The following is an 18,281-nucleotide window of genomic DNA, read 5'->3' on the forward strand; positions in this document are numbered from 1 at the left end:
CTTACCCCTTTTATTTATACGCATTATATTCATTTTCAATTTTCGGAAGTTCTCTAACTTCTTCAATTAATTGACTTCCACACATTGGACAATCATAGTTTACTGAGGCAAAGTCCTTCCTCATCCAGCCATTACAATCCGCTGATCCGCACGCATATACAATAGTATCTTCCATTATGATTTCTGGTTCCTCTGAATTCTTTTTGCCAAAATACATGAGCAACCTCCTTTTTCAAATTACACACCAAGTTTTAAGCCAATGAACTTTTCGGCTGTTTTACTTCTATAGTATACGTATCAAATCAACTTCTTATTTATCCAGCGCTAAAAAATAACCATTATTTGATCAATTAGTTAGCTAATGTGGCTTTTACCTTGATCGCTTTTATCTGAAAGTATGAAAAATGCTCGGGAAGGGCCTCTTTAAGAGGTTTTAGCTTTCCGGAATCAAGTTGTTTAGCAGTTTCCAGTACTAAATCGTACTCTTCTTGATTGAAGAAACCCTCCCATTTGATATCCATTTGTTCTTCCGCACACTTTAATAAATGATTTTCGATGGAAATTGTAGACAGGCCTCTTATCGTTGCAATTTCTTTGATTGACTTTCCTTCTTGATATAAACGATAACTTTCGATATGTGAAGGTCCTGTACTGCTTTTCGTCGTTTCTTTTTTATATATTCTATTCGACTCAATGTCAGGATGTGCTTGTAAATAATTCGAAACTACCTCTAAAAATGTCCTACCAAAACGATCGTATTTTTGTGAGCCCACGCCTTTGACCTCAAGGAAATCTTGTTCTGTCACAGGTAACCTTGTTGCCATATCCTTTAAAGTGGCATCCGAAAAAATAATGAATGGCGGCACATTTTCCGTACTTGCGATGTCTTTTCTTACACGTCGTAATTCTTCAAACAAACCATGATCCACATTAATGCTGGTGACTTGTTTCACTTCTTTGCGTAGCACTTGCTTCTGATTTAGCAACACTTCCCTACCAGCATTTGTTACTTTAAGAACAGGAAATTGCCCACCTGTCATTTCGATAAATTGCTTGGCGGTCAAAAAATCTATGAAATCGGCAACATCTTTAGCTGACTGATTATTGATAATTCCATATGTCGAGAGCTTATGGAATCCAAATTGTTCTATCTTTTTGTTTTTTGAACCTGTAAGCACTTGACTGATCATCGTCTTGCCGAACCTTTCCCCCATTCGCAACATGCACGAAAGGACCATTTGCGCCTGAGTTGTCACATCTACGGCATCACGTTTATCCGTACAGTTTTCACAATGACCACAATCTTCCGGATTCTCTTCACCAAAGTATCGAAGGATAAATGCTTGTAAACACCCTTCTGTAAAACAATAATCCTTCATCCTATTCAGCTTCTTCAGTTCTTGGGCTTGCCATTCTTGAGAGGGATTGGATTGGTCGATTAAGAAACGCTGAATCTGCATGTCTTGAGGTGAATAAAGCAGAATACATTCACTATCCAATCCATCACGTCCTGCACGACCTGCTTCTTGATAATAACTTTCCATATTCTTCGGCGTTTGGTAATGGATGACATAACGAACGTTTGATTTGTCAATGCCCATACCGAAAGCTGAGGTTGCAATCATCAAAGATATATCGTCACGAATGAATAGCTCCTGTTGTTCAGATCGATCATGTTCATTCATTCCAGCATGATAACGCCCTGTTTTAATACCCGCTTTGTTGAGTTTGGCATGTAATGAATCGACTTCTTTTCTTGTTGCAGCATATATAATACCGGACTCATTTTTATTCTTCTCAATATAACGCATTAAATATCGACTGCGGTTCTCTTCCTTGACGACGGAAAAAAATAAATTTTCCCTAGCGAATCCTGTGGATACCGTATGGTTTGCAGTAATTCCCAATGACTGACAGATATCTTCTGTTACATGCGGGGTTGCTGTCGCTGTTAAGGCAAGAATGGTCGGAGCAGTCGGCATTTCTTTCAAAAAGGTTTTGATTTTTAAATAACTTGGTCTAAAATCATGACCCCATTGAGAGATGCAGTGAGCTTCGTCTATCGCGACCATCGATATATCCACACTAGCCAGATCCCTCTGAAAAATATGGTTTTCCAATCGTTCCGGTGCCAGGTATACCAGCTTGTACCTTCCCTGCTTAATATCTCTCATCCTATTGGAAGCTTCCGTACCAGATATGGAGCTGTTGAGAAAAGTGGCATCGATGCCGTTTTGTTCGAGGGCATCAACCTGATCTTTCATCAAGGAGATTAACGGGGATATAACGAGTGTGACGCCTGGCAAAAGTAGGGCTGGAATCTGGTAGCAAATTGACTTTCCTCCTCCAGTCGGCATAATTCCAGCTGTGTTTATTCCATCTAAGACTTGCTCGATAATCTTTTCTTGGCCTGTCCTGAATGATTCATAACCAAAATACTGCTGTAAATATTCGCGTGCTTTTTCTATCAAAGTGTGACTCCCCCAATTGACTATTGTTTTAATATCTCTATTGTACTCGTTTTTTTCATACACCAAAAGAATAAAAAATAGACACAGTTATTATCTGTGTCCATTCCTTCTTTCATATAGAGCAATTGTCAGTTCTTAATTAAGGATTTTTAGATTAACGTTTTTGACGCCCCAGTTTAGAGCATCTTCTTTATTTGGAATGAAAATATCGACCTTATTTCCTTTAATCGCACTACCTGTATCAGCTGCCGTTGCATAACCGTAGCCTTCTACATATACTTTTGTTCCTAGCGGTATGACAGATGGATCAACGGAAATGACTTTTTGATTTGGATTTGCTTTCAAATCCACCCCTGTCGCTGTGACGCCGCTACATCCTTGGCAATCTGCTGTATAGGCTGTTGCCCTTACAGTCATTTCTTTTGCTACATTGTCTTGATTTGATTCATTTTGCGATACATTTTTCTCTTTTTCTGTTTTTTCAGGTTGTGTAGGTGCAGTTTTTTGTACTGGTGCAGTCTCTTGTGCTGGTGCAGCTTGCTCTGCCTTATTATCTGGACCTGTACTTGCTGCCTCCACCTTATTTGCCGCTGGTTTAATAACTAGGGCCTGTTTTGGATGAATTGTATCTGTATTTAAATTATTCCATGATTTAAGGTCCTTAATCGAAACATGATATTTATTCGCTATTTTCGATAATGTGTCTCCAGCCTTTACGGTATATTGCTCTTCTTGAGAAATATGTAAAGAGTCTCCCACATATATATAATCTGACGTTAATTGATTCCATGATTTAATATCTTCTACTGAAACTTTATGTGATTGAGATAATCCCCATAGTGTGTCACCATTTTTGACTGTAACTTCCTCAGCTTGAACCGGTATTGTAAATGCTCCTGATATGGCCACCACGGCCGTTAACGATAAAATTGATTTTTTCATATATCGTACCTCCTTGTGAACTCTTTCAAAAGCTATGTTCTAAATACTATCACAGATTGTTCCTATACAAAGAACAAACAGATGAAGAATAGATGTCAAACATCACAGAAAGATAACAAGAGGATAACAAGCCCAAAAATACAAAAATGATTCCAAGTAGAGTCTGTCCTACCTTTTGACCGTTTTTCATTAGGCATATTTTATTAACAACAGCATAATTATTAATGGCTGACCTTATATTGAAAGGAGGGGTTTCCTTGGCAAGTGAAAAGACTTTTACCTTAATCAAGTCCTATAAGCCTTTTCATAGCAAATTCGATCCATGTCCACCAATCGGAAGAAAGTATTACCGTACGCCTCCGAATTTGTATATTAATTTTCAGCCGCCTAACCTGGAACAATTTTCTCCAGAAGAAGCTTTGAGGTATGGTACGCTTTGGAAATTTTTCTACGATTTTTATGATAATCCATATCGTGAAAGGGAGAAATAGTAATGAATAGGAAACTGGATGATGAATATTACCAGTTACTCGGCCAAATACAAGCTGCCGATTTCGTGTTAGTCGAGCTGACTCTGTATTTGGATACACATCCCCATGATCAGCAAGCTTTACAACAATTCAACCAATTTCAACAATACTCAACCAAATTGAAGGCAGCATTTGAACCTAAATACGGCCCATTGTTTCAATTTGGAAACAGTCCAGATGGTGAAAATAAATGGGAATGGGGCCAAGGACCCTGGCCATGGCAGGTTTAAGGAGAGATATCTATGTGGATATATGAGAAAAAGCTACAATATCCAGTAAAGGTTGGTACTTGTAATCCCACACTGGCTAAATATTTAAGAGAACAATATGGAGGCGCTGATGGTGAATTGGCTGCCGCACTACGATACTTAAATCAACGCTATACAATTCCGGAAAAAGTGATCGGATTGCTCACCGACATTGGAACGGAAGAATTTGCCCATTTAGAAATGATTGCAACGATGATTTATAAGCTTACAAAAGACGCCACACCGGAACAAATGCTAGAGGCCGGTCTTGGTGACCACTATGTTAATCACGACAGCGCCCTCTTCTATGAAAATGCAGCAGGAAATCCATGGACGGCTACGTATATTCAAGCAAAGGGCGATCCCATAGCAGATTTATATGAAGATATTGCAGCAGAAGAAAAGGCCAGAGCAACCTATCAATGGTTGATTGACATTTCGGATGATCCGGACATCAACGATTCATTAAGGTTTTTAAGAGAAAGAGAAATTGTTCATTCCATGAGATTTCGTGAAGCGGTGGAGATTTTAAAAGAAGAAAAGGGGAAAAAGAAAATCTTTTAATAAGAACCATAAAAAAGCAGCGGAGAAGTTCATTCCGCTGCTTTTTTATCATTTACGATCAGAAGAGTATGTCCATCCTTCTTCTTGATAAATCTTTCCTTCTTTCATCAATTTACCAAGAGCACGTTTGAAGGCTCCCTTACTTAAACCGAAATGGAACTGGATATCACTAGGCGGAGTCTTATCACCATATGGCATGGCTCCACCGCGATTCATTAAATAAGTATAGATGATATCAGCATCTTCTTCCATTAGATCTTGCTTGAATGGAAATAGAGAAACGTTAAGTGTGCCATCTTCCTTACTGTCGATTACACGCCCCTCAACAAATTCTCCTAGGCGCGGCTCTTCTTTTCTCTCACTTTCATGAATAAAGCAACGATACCCTTCCTCAGAAACAAAGAAGGAACCGACCATCAGCAATCGATATACATTCCCTTTTACGGTAGTATTGCGGACTCCTTTTAATGGAGCTGGAACAGTGATTTCTTGAATGATATCTTCCGTTGTAAGTCTGCCGAATAAACGATCATTCCGATCTGTTTTCAGGCAAATATAGAGACGATCCCCCACTTCCGGCCATAAACGATCGATGTTCGGAAGGTCGTCCAAAGATACAAGAATATCTTTAGAAAGCCCAATATTCACAAAGACGCCTAGCTTCTTTTGTACATTGACGACTTCTGCCCAGCCATATTTGTCAATCTGTATTTCCGGAATATTCATGGTAGCCGTTAACCGTGCCTGTTTATCATGATAGATAAATACTGTAACTTCATCACCAATTTCAAGTTCAGTACCTTCATTCGCTTCATTATGGTGTAGCAAGACATCTTCCGAACCATCAGTCAAGAACCATCCGAAATCAGCCTTACGTTCTACTTGTAACTCTACAGCCAAACCGGCCTGAATTTTTTGCATGTATAAAAATCCTCCTGTAACTTACCTTTACCTACAATTGTACCCAAATATTTATTTTTCCATCATATTTGAATCTATCATTTTTTTATCTTTCTGTACACCTATTCTAACATTTTTATTTTTCAAAGGCTTCTTTCGGCTTCCCAGGATGGACGTGGGACCATAATCTGGCCTTTTTTTCCATTGCTTAATAACGTATGCATGATCACCTTTGATAATTGACTTGGTTTATAAGGTTTAACCAAGTATTCCTTTGCCCCAAGCGAAAAACCTTTTTCTTTTTCATCAAGCGCAGTCGATACAAAAAATGGGGATGTCCTTTAACTCCGGTCTTCCTTTCAACTCTTTCATGATTGACCACCCATCCATTTCCCCCTCTTCAAGGAGAATGTCAAGGACGATGGCATCCGGAGGCGATTGCTTCAATTTCTGAAGCGCCTTCTTTCCGCTTTTGAAATAACTGACTTGAAAACCGCTGTCAACCAGTTCGTATCTTAATAACTCCGCTAAATTGAAATCGTCTTCAATGACCATGATATCATAGCTCAATTTTTTTGAATGTTCATCATTCGGGGTACGTTCTTCCTTAAGGGTTATCTTAGGGAATGAAAGGGTGAATGTACTTCCACGACCGTACTCTGATTTTACGGATATATGCCCACCATGCGATTTGACGATTTCCTCCACGATGGATAACCCTAAACCCGTTCCTCCTATCCGCCTGCGGTCCGAATTGTCCACACGGTAAAATTTCTGGAACAAATGTTTAAGGGATTCCTGTGGGATTCCCAACCCCTCATCCACGATATCGATGGATAACGTTTCTTTCTTGCTGTACACCCGAATAAGAACTTTCCCTCCATCTGGAGAGTATTTAATTGCATTACTCAATAGATTCATGATAGCTTGTTCGATTTTTGCGCGGTCACCTATAATCACGAGATCATCAGTTTCCGCAAGAAGACGAATATCATGGAGTGATGTGCTAATTTCAAGGTTCTCTATGACCTTTTGCAACAACGGTAGAATCTCAACATATTTCTTCTCATATGTTTGTTTACCCGATTCCATTCGTTGCACATCCAGAAAGTCATTGATTAAAGCGGTGAGCCTCTTCGCCTCATTATAAATAGTCTGTAAATACTTTGTTTGTCTTTCCGGTTTTAACGGTTTATTTAACATTAATTCGGTAAAGCCTAGAACACTCGCAAGCGGGGTACGCAATTCATGACTGACAGTACTGACAAACTCGGACTTCATTTGGTCCACTTCATATTCTTTCGTAATATCACGAAAAACCAAAATGGTGCCATAAGCTTCTTCACCATACTTTATGGTTTCAAAGTACACCTTGAGAACCTGGTTGTTTTCTTTCTTGTGAAAAGTGAACGTGCGCTCTTCAGAGTCCGCTTCTTCATCCGCTCTTTTTAATGCTTTTTCCAAGGTATCCAAGAAATCTTCTTGGGCAATCCGGCTATCCATTTCACTACTCCATCTTTCCCATGGAGATCCGATGACATGTACTGGTTTTGACCCCGGTTTGAATAGGTCACAAAATTGTTGATTCACTTGAACAATCTTTCTATCTTGGTCTATTAATTGAATGCCTTCCTGTATAGTGCTCAGGATATCCTGATTTAACCGGCGATTATCTTCCGTTTGCTCGTACAGCTTGATTTTATCAAGTGAAGTTGAAATCTGCTTAGCCAATGTTTCACATTCACTCATTTCTTCTTCTGTATAAGCGGATCCATAACGGCTGAAAACCATGATTGCGTCGACCTCTTGCAAAGCGGATAGAACGGGAAGAAATAAATCATAACTGTAATTCGTATTTTCATGGTATCCCTTTTCACTGACATGTTGCTCTCTTTTAACAGTGAATGGCTTTTTTCCTTCTATTAAGCGTTCATTTAACCCAGTATTGATATTCTTTCGGTATTGCTGTACTCCATATTCCGATATGCCGAAAGAAGAATATGCATCTTCATTAATTAGAGTAATCATACCACGGTCAGCTCCAATCAAACTGCTCATATTACAGACAATACTTTTAAGAACGTCATTTTTATCCAAAGAAGTGGAAATACCATTTATTAGTTCATTTCTTCTAGTCAGTTGTTTCTCATTCTTCGTTATAAGCCCCAACGTTTCTTGTAATTCATTCTGCTGGGCCTGAAGTTCATCTTGCTGAGCAAGCAATTCTTCATTATGAGCCATCAATTCCTGCTCTTTATCCTGAATGCTTACAATCATCTTTCTAAAGGCAATGGCCAAAACCCCTAATTCATCTCCCCGGCCTTCATCTACTGAAATGATGGCGTCCCTACCAGCTGCAATCTCATTAGCTGCAAATGAAAAATCAGCCAAAGGCTTTCCGATATTCCTAATAATGCTTCTCACGACTTTCTGAAAGACCAATAAGAAAACAAGTACGAATCCGATAAAGGTCCCTTGTAAAATGGACTGTTCTTTTGCCAATGCATTCACATTCTCATCAAGCTTTTCTGAAAGCGCAGACGAATACGACCTTACACTGTCGCGAAAATCCGCAACTTGGGCAGTGATCTCATTTTCTATTTGCTTACCCTTATCCCTACTCCCGTCCATTTCCATATTCGAAAAAACAGGCTTAATGGCATTAAAATAATAATCAGTAAAATTCACGAGATCGGTGTGGGCTTTTTCATCGGCTTTTGAACTTGATAGGTCCTTGAAAGTGGAAATATCATGTCGTATCTTATCTTCCCTGCTCCAAACTTTGTCTTTATATGTCTCATTTCCAAATGCAATATAACCTCTAGCATCCAAAAAGACATTATTATATTGCTCGTAAATTTCATCCAACAACAATTCTTTCTCAACAATTCCATTTCTTTTCTGGATATATTCTGCATTCACAGTCTGCAGCACATAAAATAAAATCCCTGTACCAACTATGAATAAAATGATACAAGCAGTCATTAGACTCACTACTTGACGAGAAAGACTCTTATTTGAATAACGTTTCAGCTTCATCTAAAATGGCCTCTATTTTCTCTAAAAGCTTCATTGGACTAAAAGGCTTGGCCATGAAATAGTCCGCTCCCGCTTCTAAAATTCTCTCTTGTTCAAATTGCTGGCTTTTCGCTGATAGCATCAGGATTTTCCCTTTATTTTCAATTTCAGTTGATTCGATTTTTTCAATGATTTCTAAACCGGTATAGCCTGGCATCATATAATCCAAGATGATGAGATCATAGCTATTCTTTTCAAGTAATTGAACCGCTTCAATACCATCAGAAGCTTCATCGACTTCGTAATCTTCATCCTCTAATGTATCCACAACAAGCATACGCAAAATTTCTTCGTCTTCAGCTAATAAAATCCGTTTCACTTTTTCATTCTCCTTACGATCAGTACTGCAATAGAAGGATCAATTCGTTTCAAATGCATGTGACTCTTTGAAACCGCAACCCTACTTTCTCTTTTATTTTCCTATCGAATAGAAAAAATGGTCTACTGCTTACATTATTTTTTTTATCAGACGTTCCATTCTTGCCTGAAGATCAGTAATATTAAAAGGTTTTGTGACATAATCATCCGCTCCCAATTTTAATGCTGTAGCAATGTCCCCCGAACTTTTTCTACCGGTTAACATCAAAACGGTAAAAGAATCGGCATTGCTACCCTTTTTCACTTTCTTCAGTACGTCAATGCCATCCATAGTTGGCATTACTCCATCAAGTATCAAAAAATGGGAGATGTTTTCGTTTGCCCGGTTTGAATTCAAAAAAGAATCCCCATCTTCATATACGGCTATATGTAAATCATAAAGAGGAAAATCCATCGACTGCAATATTTTCGTTAAGATCGTTCTAATAATGATATCGTCATCTATCACTGATACATTAAGGTATTTCTTTTTAATGCTAGTTTTTTGAATGCTCTCCACCCGCGCTCGCCCTAAACGCTTTGCTTCATACAAGGAACTATCCGCTTCCTCAAAAGCCTCTTTAGGAGTAATGCTCTCATCATGTACCGTATAAACACCAGCAGAAAAAGAAACAGAAAAATGTTGTTGTTCATAAGTGAAACTTTTGGTAGAGAAAATCTTTATTAATTCTGTTAGTTTATTCCTGGCTTCCTCATTTGCTGTCTGAGGAAATATAATGACAAATTCTTCACCGCCATACCGGCAAATCAAATCGGAACTACGGATATTGTTTTTAATAAATTGGGCAAACTCCAACAAAACGACGTCACCCATCGCATGTCCATATGTATCATTTACTCTTTTAAAGTGATCCAGATCTATGATACTAATCGAAAACAGATTTCCGTTTCGTTTGAAATCCTGAAAATAACGCGGTAGCATATCTTCAAAGAACCTACGATTATATACTTGAGTAAGTTCATCAATTAGGACGGATTGATCGAAAATTTTCTTACGCTGAATATGTCTTTCTATTTTCACAACAAATTCTTCAATATCTATAGGCTTACTAATGAAATCATCCGCCCCCATTTTATATGCTTTAATTCGTGATTGTTTGTCATTTTGAATGCTAATCATGATTTTAGGAATGAAATATTTTTCATTATGAAAGTGGATATCCTGCAGAACTTGATAACCATCTTTCGTAGGTAATTGAATATCTAGAATTAAGCAATCTGGCTGCATCTCAAAATATTGTTTTGTAGCTTTAACCGGATCAGAACTCGTTATGACCATCCACCCTTTTTCTTCAAGGATGTCCTTTAATAAAATCAGCATCGATATATCGTCATCAATGATTTGAATGAGTGGGGCCTGTGTATCATGGGCTGGCTTTTCTTTTATCTCCACTTCTGCAAAATGCTCATATTCATAGGTATGTTCAATTAAAGCAAATAGTAGATTTTCAAGGTCATCTTGTTTCCATACTCCATCACTGTCTTCATCGAGCTTTCCTAACAGATTTTCGGATATTAACATGAGACCACCTAACTCTATGGTGCCTGCAGTCCCTTTAATAGAATGAAGAAAACGGTATACCTCATTTGTAGTAACCATCTTCGTTTTATCTAATTCCAACCAATCAGAAAGCTGTTTTTTAATATTTCGATAGAGAGTATTTTTGTATTTTTCCATATTGACTATGTGCAATTCTAATCACTTGACCCTTTCTAACCTACGTAAATAAACATATTGCATAGAAAAAAAGATAGTCGACTTTCACACAAAGCCTGTAAATAGTCGAGCCCCAATTCCATATTTTTATTTTAATTAGGTCTAAAGTATATTCTTTCAGGAATATTTTACATCAAAAGGTTTTTTCTATAAATAGTATAATGACGGTCTCATGAATTTTTTTGAATCTTTGTCATAAAGACTACATATTTTACTGTAACATCCGATAAAGGTTCCTTATTCCATTAATATGGTTGGGGGTGATATAATTTACTGAATAAAGATGGGATAGGGGTTATTATGACAAAGAAACTATATTATGAATCATCCAAGGTATCTGAATGGGGCGCGAAGGTCCTCGACATTTTTGAAGAAGAAGGCTTTTATTATATACTGCTCGATGAAACAGCTTTTTACCCTGAGGGTGGAGGTCAACCTGGGGATATTGGTAGCATAGATGGTATACCCGTTCTTGAAATTTCAAAAAATGAAAATGAAGATATCCTTCATAAGGTTGGAAACAGCCCCGCCTCCCTTTTCGTACATTGCAAGCTTGATTGGGAACGCCGTTTCGACCATATGCAGCAGCATAGCGGACAGCATTTACTTTCAGCCGTCTGTAGGGACCTTTTCAACGCAAATACCGTCAGTTTCCATCTTGGCCAAGACATTGTCTCCATTGATATTGATACACCTTCCTGGACTGATGTCCAAACAGTTGAAACGGAACGGATCGCCAACCAGTATATCTATGAGAATCGTAAGTTACATACATACTTTGTATCTGAAGATCAATTGAAGACCATACCCGTAGTCAAAATGCCTACGGTGACAGAAAACATTCGAATTGTAGAAATCGAGGGGATTGAATTTAATCCTTGTGGTGGAACGCACGTGGAACAAACCGGAGAAATAGGAATTATTAAAATCCTCAAAACGGAAAAACAGAAAGAAAGTACACGTCTCTATTTTAAATGTGGCTTAAGGGCGTTAAACGATTATACTGACAGCTTGACCTTACTTTCTACGTTATCATACAAATTTAATACAGGTCGTATAGATATCCTTAATAGGGTGGAAAGATTGGAAAACGAGCACGACAAGCTATCAATGGCTTATGAAAAGCTTAAACTGGAAAACATGGAGTTTTTCGCTTCATCGTTGTTGGCAAATAGAGAAGATGGGTCGATGATCGCTCATGTTTTTGAAGACCATACATTGAAGGATCTACAACTGCTCTCTTCAGCTATACATCGGAAAGAAAGCTCACTTCTCCTATTTATAACGTTACAGGAACAAAAGGCTCTGCTTTCACACGATGGCACCATCTCCATTCATTGTGGACAATTCTTTAGGGAATGGCTTTCTTCACACAATGGTAAAGGTGGGGGCAATGAAAAATCGGCTCAAGCGGGGTTTTCTTCGCGGGAAGATATGATGGCATTTTATACATTTGCCGTTAATAAGCTAGGTAACACTCATGGAAATACCTGATAACTTAAATGGAGAAATTGGGTTAATGAAAGGGAGAGGAATAATTGAGGTTCCTCTCCCTTTCATGTTTTCTTCATTTTTCAATTTTCAAATGTTCCAGACCATTCTCTTCTATATACAGATGGTATTTCTCTTCAAGTTCAAGTACTCGTAAAAATGCTTCCTCTTGGCTGAAATTTTTGAGCTTCGATTCCTTCACAAACTCGTTTCTTGCCATGTGATAGGCAAGCTTATCCAGGAAAACACCATCTTCATACTCATTAATTACTTCTTGGATTTTTTCTTCAAGCTCACGACTCACATCGTAAATCCCATACTCTTCTATATATTCAATTCCTTTCACGCCAAAATTCTTCGCATAGGAATTCAAATACTGCTCTAACTCACTGAATTCTTCATTTTTTTCCATATCAGATGCTATCCAATATCCATACTGCACCAATTTAATTAATGTATTATATTGGTTGTTCGTAAAATTAATTTTCATCACTGACTCCTTTAAAGTATTTCTATCTCAAAAAAAAGAATAAACCGTATCGGAACAAATGTCCAATACGGTTAAAAATCAATCAGCTATTTCTGTCACCGAGAAGTATGCAGCCTTTTCAGTGTCTACCACATAATGTGTATCGCCTTTAACTAAATTATAAAAGCGGTGCTTCTGAATATTTGAAATGATTTGTGTACTGTCATCCCCATCGACCTCATGCTCAATCTCTTTACCACCTGGAAAATAAAAACCAACTTTCAATTTCATCTTTCTCAACCTTCCCTTCATCTCGTTGAATGACTCTTTTATTTCTTTTCCTTTATAAGAAACTTTTAAACATAAATCTGAAGTTTATTCTCTTCTGTCATGATATTCTATGGAAAACTACTAAATGGAAGGTGATTTCACATGCAAATCAGAAAGGCTACAGAAAACGATATAACTGGTATAGCCCACGTTCATATAAAAAGTTGGCAATCCACTTACAAAGGAATTCTCCCAGACTCATATCTGAACTCTTTAAATTTAGAAACCAGGAAAAAAAATTGGTCAAGAAATCTAACGATGCTTCATAGTGCAACATATATAGCTGAAAATGGTGATGGAAAGATCGTCGGCTTTGCAGCAGGTGGTCCAGAACAAACGAATCATCTTCATATCCAAGGTGAGGTATACGCCATTTATCTGTTAAAAGAGTACCAACGGCAAGAGATCGGAAGAAAACTAATGAAAGCAGTGGTAGATGAACTTGTACAAAAGCAACATGCTAATTTAATTATATGGGCGTTAAAGGACAATCCATCAAGGGGTTTTTACGAAGCACTCGGCGGCCGCATAATCAGCGAAAAAACGGTTAAAATGGCCGGAATCGAGTTAGCCGAAGTTGGTTATGGCTGGGATAATATCCTAGATATCCTAGTGAAATTATAATAGGCAGGACAAAATAGGAGGCACAGACGTCTATCGGCCTCCTATCTTATCCATCAAGCTAAAAGAAAATCTTCTTTTTCACTTCCAAAAAAGTAAAGGCGATGTAAAGGTCTTGTCATGGTGACATAAAGCAATTTCAAATCAAGTTCATTCTCCAGAAGAAATGTCTCTTCCAGAGATAAGGCCACGACAACATCGAATTCAAGACCTTTGGATTGATAGGATGGGATTATCATCGTTTTATGCTTCGGAATCATACCCTCTTCATTAATTAAATGAAAATCATTGGACAGCTTACTCAATTTTTCATTCGCGAGCACGCAATCTTTCATCGTTTTGGCGATGATGGCAAATGTATGATACCCTTCCTCCTTTAACTTTTCGATAAGATCAATCAATTGCCCCTCCCAATTGCTTTTGATGGATATGAATTCAGGTTCGTTTCCATGACGGACCACAGGCTCGACCTCAGGGAAATCATAAGGTAACATTTTTAGAATCCGATTGGCCTGCCCCATGATTTCAATGGTCGTCCGGTAGCTTTTTTGCAGTTCTGTATAAGTCGCTCTAGGAAAAATGGAACGATGAACATCTTCCCATGTTTGAAGTCCCCTATACGAATGAATGCCCTGGGCAAGGTCTCCAACAAGTGTGAACATATCCGTGTCAAAGGCTGTCTTCAATGCTTGCAATTGCATAAAACTATAATCCTGGGCTTCATCTATGACAACGTTTTTGGCTTTATGGTCTTTATTAACACCAAAAATTAATTCCTGTAAATATAACAAGGCACCTAAATCCTCGATTTCGTAGCTTTTTTCATGAAACAATTTTTGGTTATATTCACATAACGTACGTGCATCCTCGAAGCTTAGTTTACCGTTGCTGTAGAAGGCAAGACGTTCAGGATCCTGATATAACTCCTGATAATACTGTAGCAAGCCTTTGTTTGTGAATGGCTTAAAATAAGCTTTAACTGACGTACGAATCGCCTTTTTCATCCGTTCGGTCCGTTCTATCATTTTGTCATGGCACTTTGTGACAAATTCCTTCCGCTTTACAGGGTCAATGTTCCTGGCGAAGGCTTTATCAATTTTCGTTTGATAAAAATCAGCAACTCGATCCAACATTTTTTTCTTTTTCAATTTCACTTCATTTTGTAAGATGTCCTTTAACTTATCAAGGCGTCCATAAAGTGGCAGGTACCAATAATCTTCTTCTAATAATCTAATAAACTTCTTGGCAGAATATAACCGGTAATTATCACAATAAAAATCTTCCACTGGGTGAAAGCTCCGGAAGATATCTTTTATATATCCGTCCAAAATCAATTTAAATAAAGGAGATCCTTTTAAACCCGATATCCAGATTGCCACTTTCGTTTCGTCATTATTTTCCTCCAATATACGCATCAACTTATCATCATGTATTAGATTTAAAGGCCGCCCAATTGCCACCTGGACGTATTCAGCAAATGTGAACTGTTTGACTTTATCGACTCCCAGTTCCGGCAAAGCTTCGGATATGTAGTCGATGAATACTCGGCTTGGGGCAAGGATCATTAACTGACGTGGGTCAAATAAATCTTTGTAATGGTAAATGAAATAAGAAATCCGGTGTAAGGCAATCGTCGTTTTACCACTACCAGCCGCCCCTTGTACGATAATGGGTTTATTTAAATCGGCACGAATGATTTTATTTTGTTCTTCCTGAATCGTCGTGATAATGTCTGTCAAGCGATTGCTTGAGCTTTTAGAAAGGGATTCCTGCAACAATTCATCCGTTGTAGTCAAGTCAATGTCCCTGACCTCTTCCAACTCGCCATCCTCAATCATCAGTTGCCGCTTTAACGTGATATCCCCGCTAAATGTTTCTCCCTCCGCTTGATAATTCACTTCTCCAATTCGACCCTCATAATATAGATTGGCAATGGGCGAACGCCAATCGACGATAATCTGTTCTTGGCTTTCACGTTGATACAAAGATGTTTTACCGAAATAAAGAATTTCTCCTTGAGTATGGTCATACCGGACAAAGTCTACTCTTGCAAAGTATGGTTTGTTCTTTGCTATTTTCAAACTATCCAATTCAGACTGAGACATTTCAAAGAAATTGGCGGTAGTCAGTAACTGGGAGTATAAACCTGACTCCGACCAATCCGCATCACCAAAAGCCTCTTGCATATTCTTCTGGAATTGATCCTTATTGCTCTCTGAAGTTTTGATCACTACATCAATGTACCTTTTTGTAAAATCCAACCGCTCACGTTCTTTTTCGAAATCGGGATGTCGTATCATTCTGATCCTTCCCCTCTACATGTTAGAACATGTGAAATTAAACCATGCCCTCGGAAATGGACATACATATTATCAAAGAAAAAGGCAATTGACAATTACATTCAACCTTTTTATTTATCTCAGACGGGTTTTTTTAAAATCTTTTTTAATGCAGTGAATCCAGTTTACGTTATATTTCGAATGAAAAACTATATATTCCAGAAAAGAATCTATTAGAATTAAATATTAGGAAATATCTTGTTATATTTATATCGGAGATATGATAGTTACGGCTATCTAGATGGGCTGACGGGAGCAAATATTTCTTTATTAAGCCAAAATAAAAGAACTAGTACCAAGTCATCCACATCACTCACATAAAGGATTAGAGTAGTTTTCTTATAAGAACGGTGTATAGAGCAAATTGCCAAATTATCATGCATATATCACTTTTCCCTTATGTTAACCTAAAATATTTTTATTGACCCCTCTTTCATGTTATAATTTTAAAGATATTGTCATTGGAGGAATGTAAATAAATGATTACAGTAAATAACGTTGGTTTGCGCTACGGCGATCGTAAACTGTTTGAAGATGTTAATATAAAATTCACGCCTGGTAACTGTTATGGATTGATTGGGGCAAATGGTGCCGGTAAATCCACATTCTTAAAAATTCTTTCCGGAGAAATTGAAGCACAATCCGGTGATGTGCATATGGGACCTGGCGAACGCCTGGCCGTTTTGAAACAAGATCATTTTGCTTTTGAAGAAGAAGAGGTCCTTAAAGTTGTCATCATGGGCCATGAAAGACTATACGAAGTCATGCAAGAAAAAGATGCAATCTATATGAAAGAAAACTTCACTGATGAAGACGGTATGAAAGCCGCCGAACTTGAAGGTGAATTCGCAGAACTTAACGGATGGGAAGCTGAACCTGAAGCATCCATCCTTTTAAAAGGTCTTGGCATCTCTGAAGACCTTCATACAAAGAAAATGGCTGAATTAACTGGTGGCGACAAAGTGAAAGTATTGCTTGCACAAGCCCTGTTTGGCAAGCCTGACGTTCTTTTACTTGATGAGCCTACCAACCACTTGGACATAAAAGCAATTAGATGGCTGGAAGAATTCTTGATTGGTTTCGAAAATACCGTTATCGTCGTTTCCCATGACCGTTACTTCCTTAATAAGGTATGTACACATATTGCGGATTTGGATTTCGGTAAAATCAAAATTTACATCGGTAACTATGACTTCTGGTATGAATCAAGCCAACTAGCTCTTAAATTGACACAAGATGCCAATAAGAAAAAAGAAGAAAAAATTAAAGAACTTCAAAATTTCATTGCCCGATTCAGTGCCAATGCTTCTAAATCAAGTCAAGCCACTTCACGTAAAAAATTATTGGATAAAATAAGTCTAGATGATATTCAACCATCATCCCGCCGTTATCCTTATGTAGGTTTTTCACCAGAGCGTGAAATTGGGAACGACCTCCTACGTGTAGATGGAATCACAAAGACCATTGATGGTGTGACCGTGTTGAATAACGTAAGCTTCATCATGAACAAAGAAGATAAAATTGCATTTGTCGGTAGAGATGAAATTGCTAAGACGACCATGTTCAAAATCCTTGCTGGAGAAATGGAACCAGATAGCGGTACTTACAAATGGGGTGTTACCACTTCACAAGCGTATTTCCCGAAAGACAACTCTGAATTCTTCGAAGGTGTCGATTTGACACTTGTTGATTGGTTGCGTCAGTACTCTCCTAATGATCAAAGTGAAAGCTTCCTGCGCGGTTTCCTAGGCAGAATGCTATTCTCCGGTGATGAAGTGACGAAAAAAGCCAGCGTACTATCAGGTGGAGAAAAAGTCCGCTGTATGCTTTCTAAAATGATGCTAAGTGGTTCTAATGTATTAATGCTTGATGAACCGACCAACCATCTTGATTTAGAATCTATCACAGCCTTGAATAACGGATTAATCAATTTCAAAGGAGCTATGATTTTCTCTTCTCATGATCACCAGTTCATTGAAACAGTTGCAAACCGTATAATCGAACTTACACCTAAAGGAACTATCGATAAGCAAATTAGCTATGATGAGTACCTTGAAGATAGCAAATTACAAAAGCAAATCGCTGACATGTATAAATAATAGAATATCAAAAAAAGCACACCTTTTTTAGGGTGTGCTTTTTTGCATTATAAAACGAATTAGGATTCAGGTAACCGATTAATTATTGATTGGAAAAGGAAAAC

16 protein-coding genes are annotated in these 18,281 nt (G+C 38.0%); 6 read left to right on the top strand and 10 right to left on the bottom strand.

Going from position 1 to position 18,281, the window contains the following annotated elements:
• Positions 1-10: 10 nt before the first annotated feature.
• The 3 genes from ACQKL0_RS16915 to ACQKL0_RS16925 all read right to left on the bottom strand — a co-directional run bounded on the left by ACQKL0_RS16915 (position 11) and on the right by ACQKL0_RS16925 (position 3,413).
• Positions 11-217 carry a cold-inducible protein YdjO-related protein gene (locus ACQKL0_RS16915; RefSeq protein ID WP_402868746.1) on the bottom strand — a complete coding sequence of 69 codons (207 nt, stop codon included), beginning with the start codon at positions 215-217 and terminating at the stop codon, positions 11-13.
• A 133-nt stretch (positions 218-350) separates the two neighbouring features.
• On the bottom strand, positions 351-2,471 hold the full coding sequence (gene recQ, locus ACQKL0_RS16920) for a DNA helicase RecQ (RefSeq protein ID WP_427688735.1): 2,121 nt from the start codon (positions 2,469-2,471) through the stop codon (positions 351-353).
• Between the two features lie 135 nt (positions 2,472-2,606).
• Complete coding sequence (locus ACQKL0_RS16925; protein WP_427688737.1) at positions 2,607-3,413, bottom strand: LysM peptidoglycan-binding domain-containing protein; 807 nt, start codon at positions 3,411-3,413, stop codon at positions 2,607-2,609.
• A 257-nt stretch (positions 3,414-3,670) separates the two neighbouring features.
• Between ACQKL0_RS16925 and ACQKL0_RS16930 the strand changes: the two genes are divergently transcribed.
• Genes ACQKL0_RS16930 through cotJC form a run of 3 tightly spaced genes read left to right on the top strand, consistent with a single transcriptional unit; the run spans position 3,671 to position 4,755 of the window.
• A complete protein-coding gene (locus ACQKL0_RS16930; RefSeq protein ID WP_402868751.1) occupies positions 3,671-3,904 on the top strand; it encodes a spore coat associated protein CotJA in 234 nt (77 codons plus the stop codon).
• Positions 3,905-3,906: 2 nt separating this feature from the next.
• A complete protein-coding gene (locus ACQKL0_RS16935; protein WP_402868753.1) occupies positions 3,907-4,173 on the top strand; it encodes a spore coat protein CotJB in 267 nt (88 codons plus the stop codon).
• A gap of 12 nt (positions 4,174-4,185) precedes the next feature.
• Positions 4,186-4,755, top strand: coding sequence for a spore coat protein CotJC (cotJC, locus tag ACQKL0_RS16940; RefSeq protein WP_402868755.1), 570 nt, complete (start codon positions 4,186-4,188; stop codon positions 4,753-4,755).
• A gap of 48 nt (positions 4,756-4,803) precedes the next feature.
• On the opposite strand, the gene ACQKL0_RS16945 is transcribed toward cotJC, so the two are convergent.
• The 4 genes from ACQKL0_RS16945 to ACQKL0_RS16960 form a co-directional block, all read right to left on the bottom strand.
• Positions 4,804-5,676 (bottom strand): CvfB family protein, encoded by an 873-nt coding sequence (locus tag ACQKL0_RS16945; protein ID WP_402958689.1) that lies wholly within the window; start codon positions 5,674-5,676, stop codon positions 4,804-4,806.
• Positions 5,677-5,961: 285 nt separating this feature from the next.
• Positions 5,962-8,694: an ATP-binding protein gene (locus tag ACQKL0_RS16950; RefSeq protein WP_427688740.1), complete on the bottom strand. Its 2,733-nt coding sequence runs from the start codon at positions 8,692-8,694 to the stop codon at positions 5,962-5,964.
• Positions 8,669-9,052, bottom strand: a complete 384-nt coding sequence (locus tag ACQKL0_RS16955; protein WP_427591207.1) for a response regulator transcription factor — start codon at positions 9,050-9,052, stop codon at positions 8,669-8,671. The genes ACQKL0_RS16950 and ACQKL0_RS16955 overlap by 26 nt, the downstream gene beginning before the upstream one ends.
• 129 nt (positions 9,053-9,181) lie before the next feature.
• A complete protein-coding gene (locus ACQKL0_RS16960; RefSeq protein ID WP_402988398.1) occupies positions 9,182-10,633 on the bottom strand; it encodes a GGDEF domain-containing response regulator in 1,452 nt (483 codons plus the stop codon).
• Between the two features lie 495 nt (positions 10,634-11,128).
• On the opposite strand from ACQKL0_RS16960, the gene ACQKL0_RS16965 reads away from it, so the two are divergent.
• A complete protein-coding gene (locus ACQKL0_RS16965) occupies positions 11,129-12,322 on the top strand; it encodes an alanyl-tRNA editing protein (protein WP_427688742.1) in 1,194 nt (397 codons plus the stop codon).
• Positions 12,323-12,395: 73 nt separating this feature from the next.
• Here ACQKL0_RS16965 and ACQKL0_RS16970 read toward each other — a convergent pair whose 3' ends face one another.
• A complete protein-coding gene (locus ACQKL0_RS16970; RefSeq protein ID WP_427688744.1) occupies positions 12,396-12,809 on the bottom strand; it encodes a hypothetical protein in 414 nt (137 codons plus the stop codon).
• A 78-nt stretch (positions 12,810-12,887) separates the two neighbouring features.
• Entirely contained in the window at positions 12,888-13,079 is a 192-nt protein-coding gene (locus ACQKL0_RS16975) for a hypothetical protein (RefSeq protein ID WP_402958677.1), read from the bottom strand.
• Positions 13,080-13,220: 141 nt separating this feature from the next.
• On the opposite strand from ACQKL0_RS16975, the gene ACQKL0_RS16980 reads away from it, so the two are divergent.
• Positions 13,221-13,742: an N-acetyltransferase family protein gene (locus ACQKL0_RS16980; RefSeq protein WP_427688746.1), complete on the top strand. Its 522-nt coding sequence runs from the start codon at positions 13,221-13,223 to the stop codon at positions 13,740-13,742.
• Between the two features lie 53 nt (positions 13,743-13,795).
• On the opposite strand, the gene ACQKL0_RS16985 is transcribed toward ACQKL0_RS16980, so the two are convergent.
• On the bottom strand, positions 13,796-16,039 hold the full coding sequence (locus ACQKL0_RS16985; protein ID WP_427688748.1) for a HelD family protein: 2,244 nt from the start codon (positions 16,037-16,039) through the stop codon (positions 13,796-13,798).
• 518 nt (positions 16,040-16,557) lie between these two features.
• Here ACQKL0_RS16985 and ACQKL0_RS16990 point away from each other — a divergent pair.
• Positions 16,558-18,177 carry an ABC-F family ATP-binding cassette domain-containing protein gene (locus tag ACQKL0_RS16990; RefSeq protein ID WP_402958671.1) on the top strand — a complete coding sequence of 540 codons (1,620 nt, stop codon included), beginning with the start codon at positions 16,558-16,560 and terminating at the stop codon, positions 18,175-18,177.
• The last annotated feature ends 104 nt before the right edge of the window (positions 18,178-18,281 follow it).

This window comes from Peribacillus sp. NPDC097264 (genome assembly GCF_050277925.1).
Taxonomy (GTDB): domain Bacteria; phylum Bacillota; class Bacilli; order Bacillales; family DSM-1321; genus Peribacillus.

Excerpts from the sequence above, each read along its gene's own strand:
- ACQKL0_RS16925 (WP_427688737.1), bottom strand. The coding sequence starts at position 3,413 with ATGAAAAAATCAATTTTATCGTTAACGGCCGTGGTGGCCATATCAGGA.
- ACQKL0_RS16915 (WP_402868746.1), bottom strand. The coding sequence starts at position 217 with ATGTATTTTGGCAAAAAGAATTCAGAGGAACCAGAAATCATAATGGAA.
- ACQKL0_RS16935 (WP_402868753.1), top strand. The coding sequence starts at position 3,907 with ATGAATAGGAAACTGGATGATGAATATTACCAGTTACTCGGCCAAATA.
- ACQKL0_RS16990 (WP_402958671.1), top strand. The coding sequence starts at position 16,558 with ATGATTACAGTAAATAACGTTGGTTTGCGCTACGGCGATCGTAAACTG.
- ACQKL0_RS16975 (WP_402958677.1), bottom strand. The coding sequence starts at position 13,079 with ATGAAATTGAAAGTTGGTTTTTATTTTCCAGGTGGTAAAGAGATTGAG.
- ACQKL0_RS16950 (WP_427688740.1), bottom strand. The coding sequence starts at position 8,694 with ATGAAGCTGAAACGTTATTCAAATAAGAGTCTTTCTCGTCAAGTAGTG.
- ACQKL0_RS16970 (WP_427688744.1), bottom strand. The coding sequence starts at position 12,809 with ATGAAAATTAATTTTACGAACAACCAATATAATACATTAATTAAATTG.
- ACQKL0_RS16965 (WP_427688742.1), top strand. The coding sequence starts at position 11,129 with ATGACAAAGAAACTATATTATGAATCATCCAAGGTATCTGAATGGGGC.
- cotJC (WP_402868755.1), top strand. The coding sequence starts at position 4,186 with ATGTGGATATATGAGAAAAAGCTACAATATCCAGTAAAGGTTGGTACT.
- ACQKL0_RS16980 (WP_427688746.1), top strand. The coding sequence starts at position 13,221 with ATGCAAATCAGAAAGGCTACAGAAAACGATATAACTGGTATAGCCCAC.
- ACQKL0_RS16985 (WP_427688748.1), bottom strand. The coding sequence starts at position 16,039 with ATGATACGACATCCCGATTTCGAAAAAGAACGTGAGCGGTTGGATTTT.
- ACQKL0_RS16945 (WP_402958689.1), bottom strand. The coding sequence starts at position 5,676 with ATGCAAAAAATTCAGGCCGGTTTGGCTGTAGAGTTACAAGTAGAACGT.
- ACQKL0_RS16960 (WP_402988398.1), bottom strand. The coding sequence starts at position 10,633 with ATGTTAATATCCGAAAATCTGTTAGGAAAGCTCGATGAAGACAGTGAT.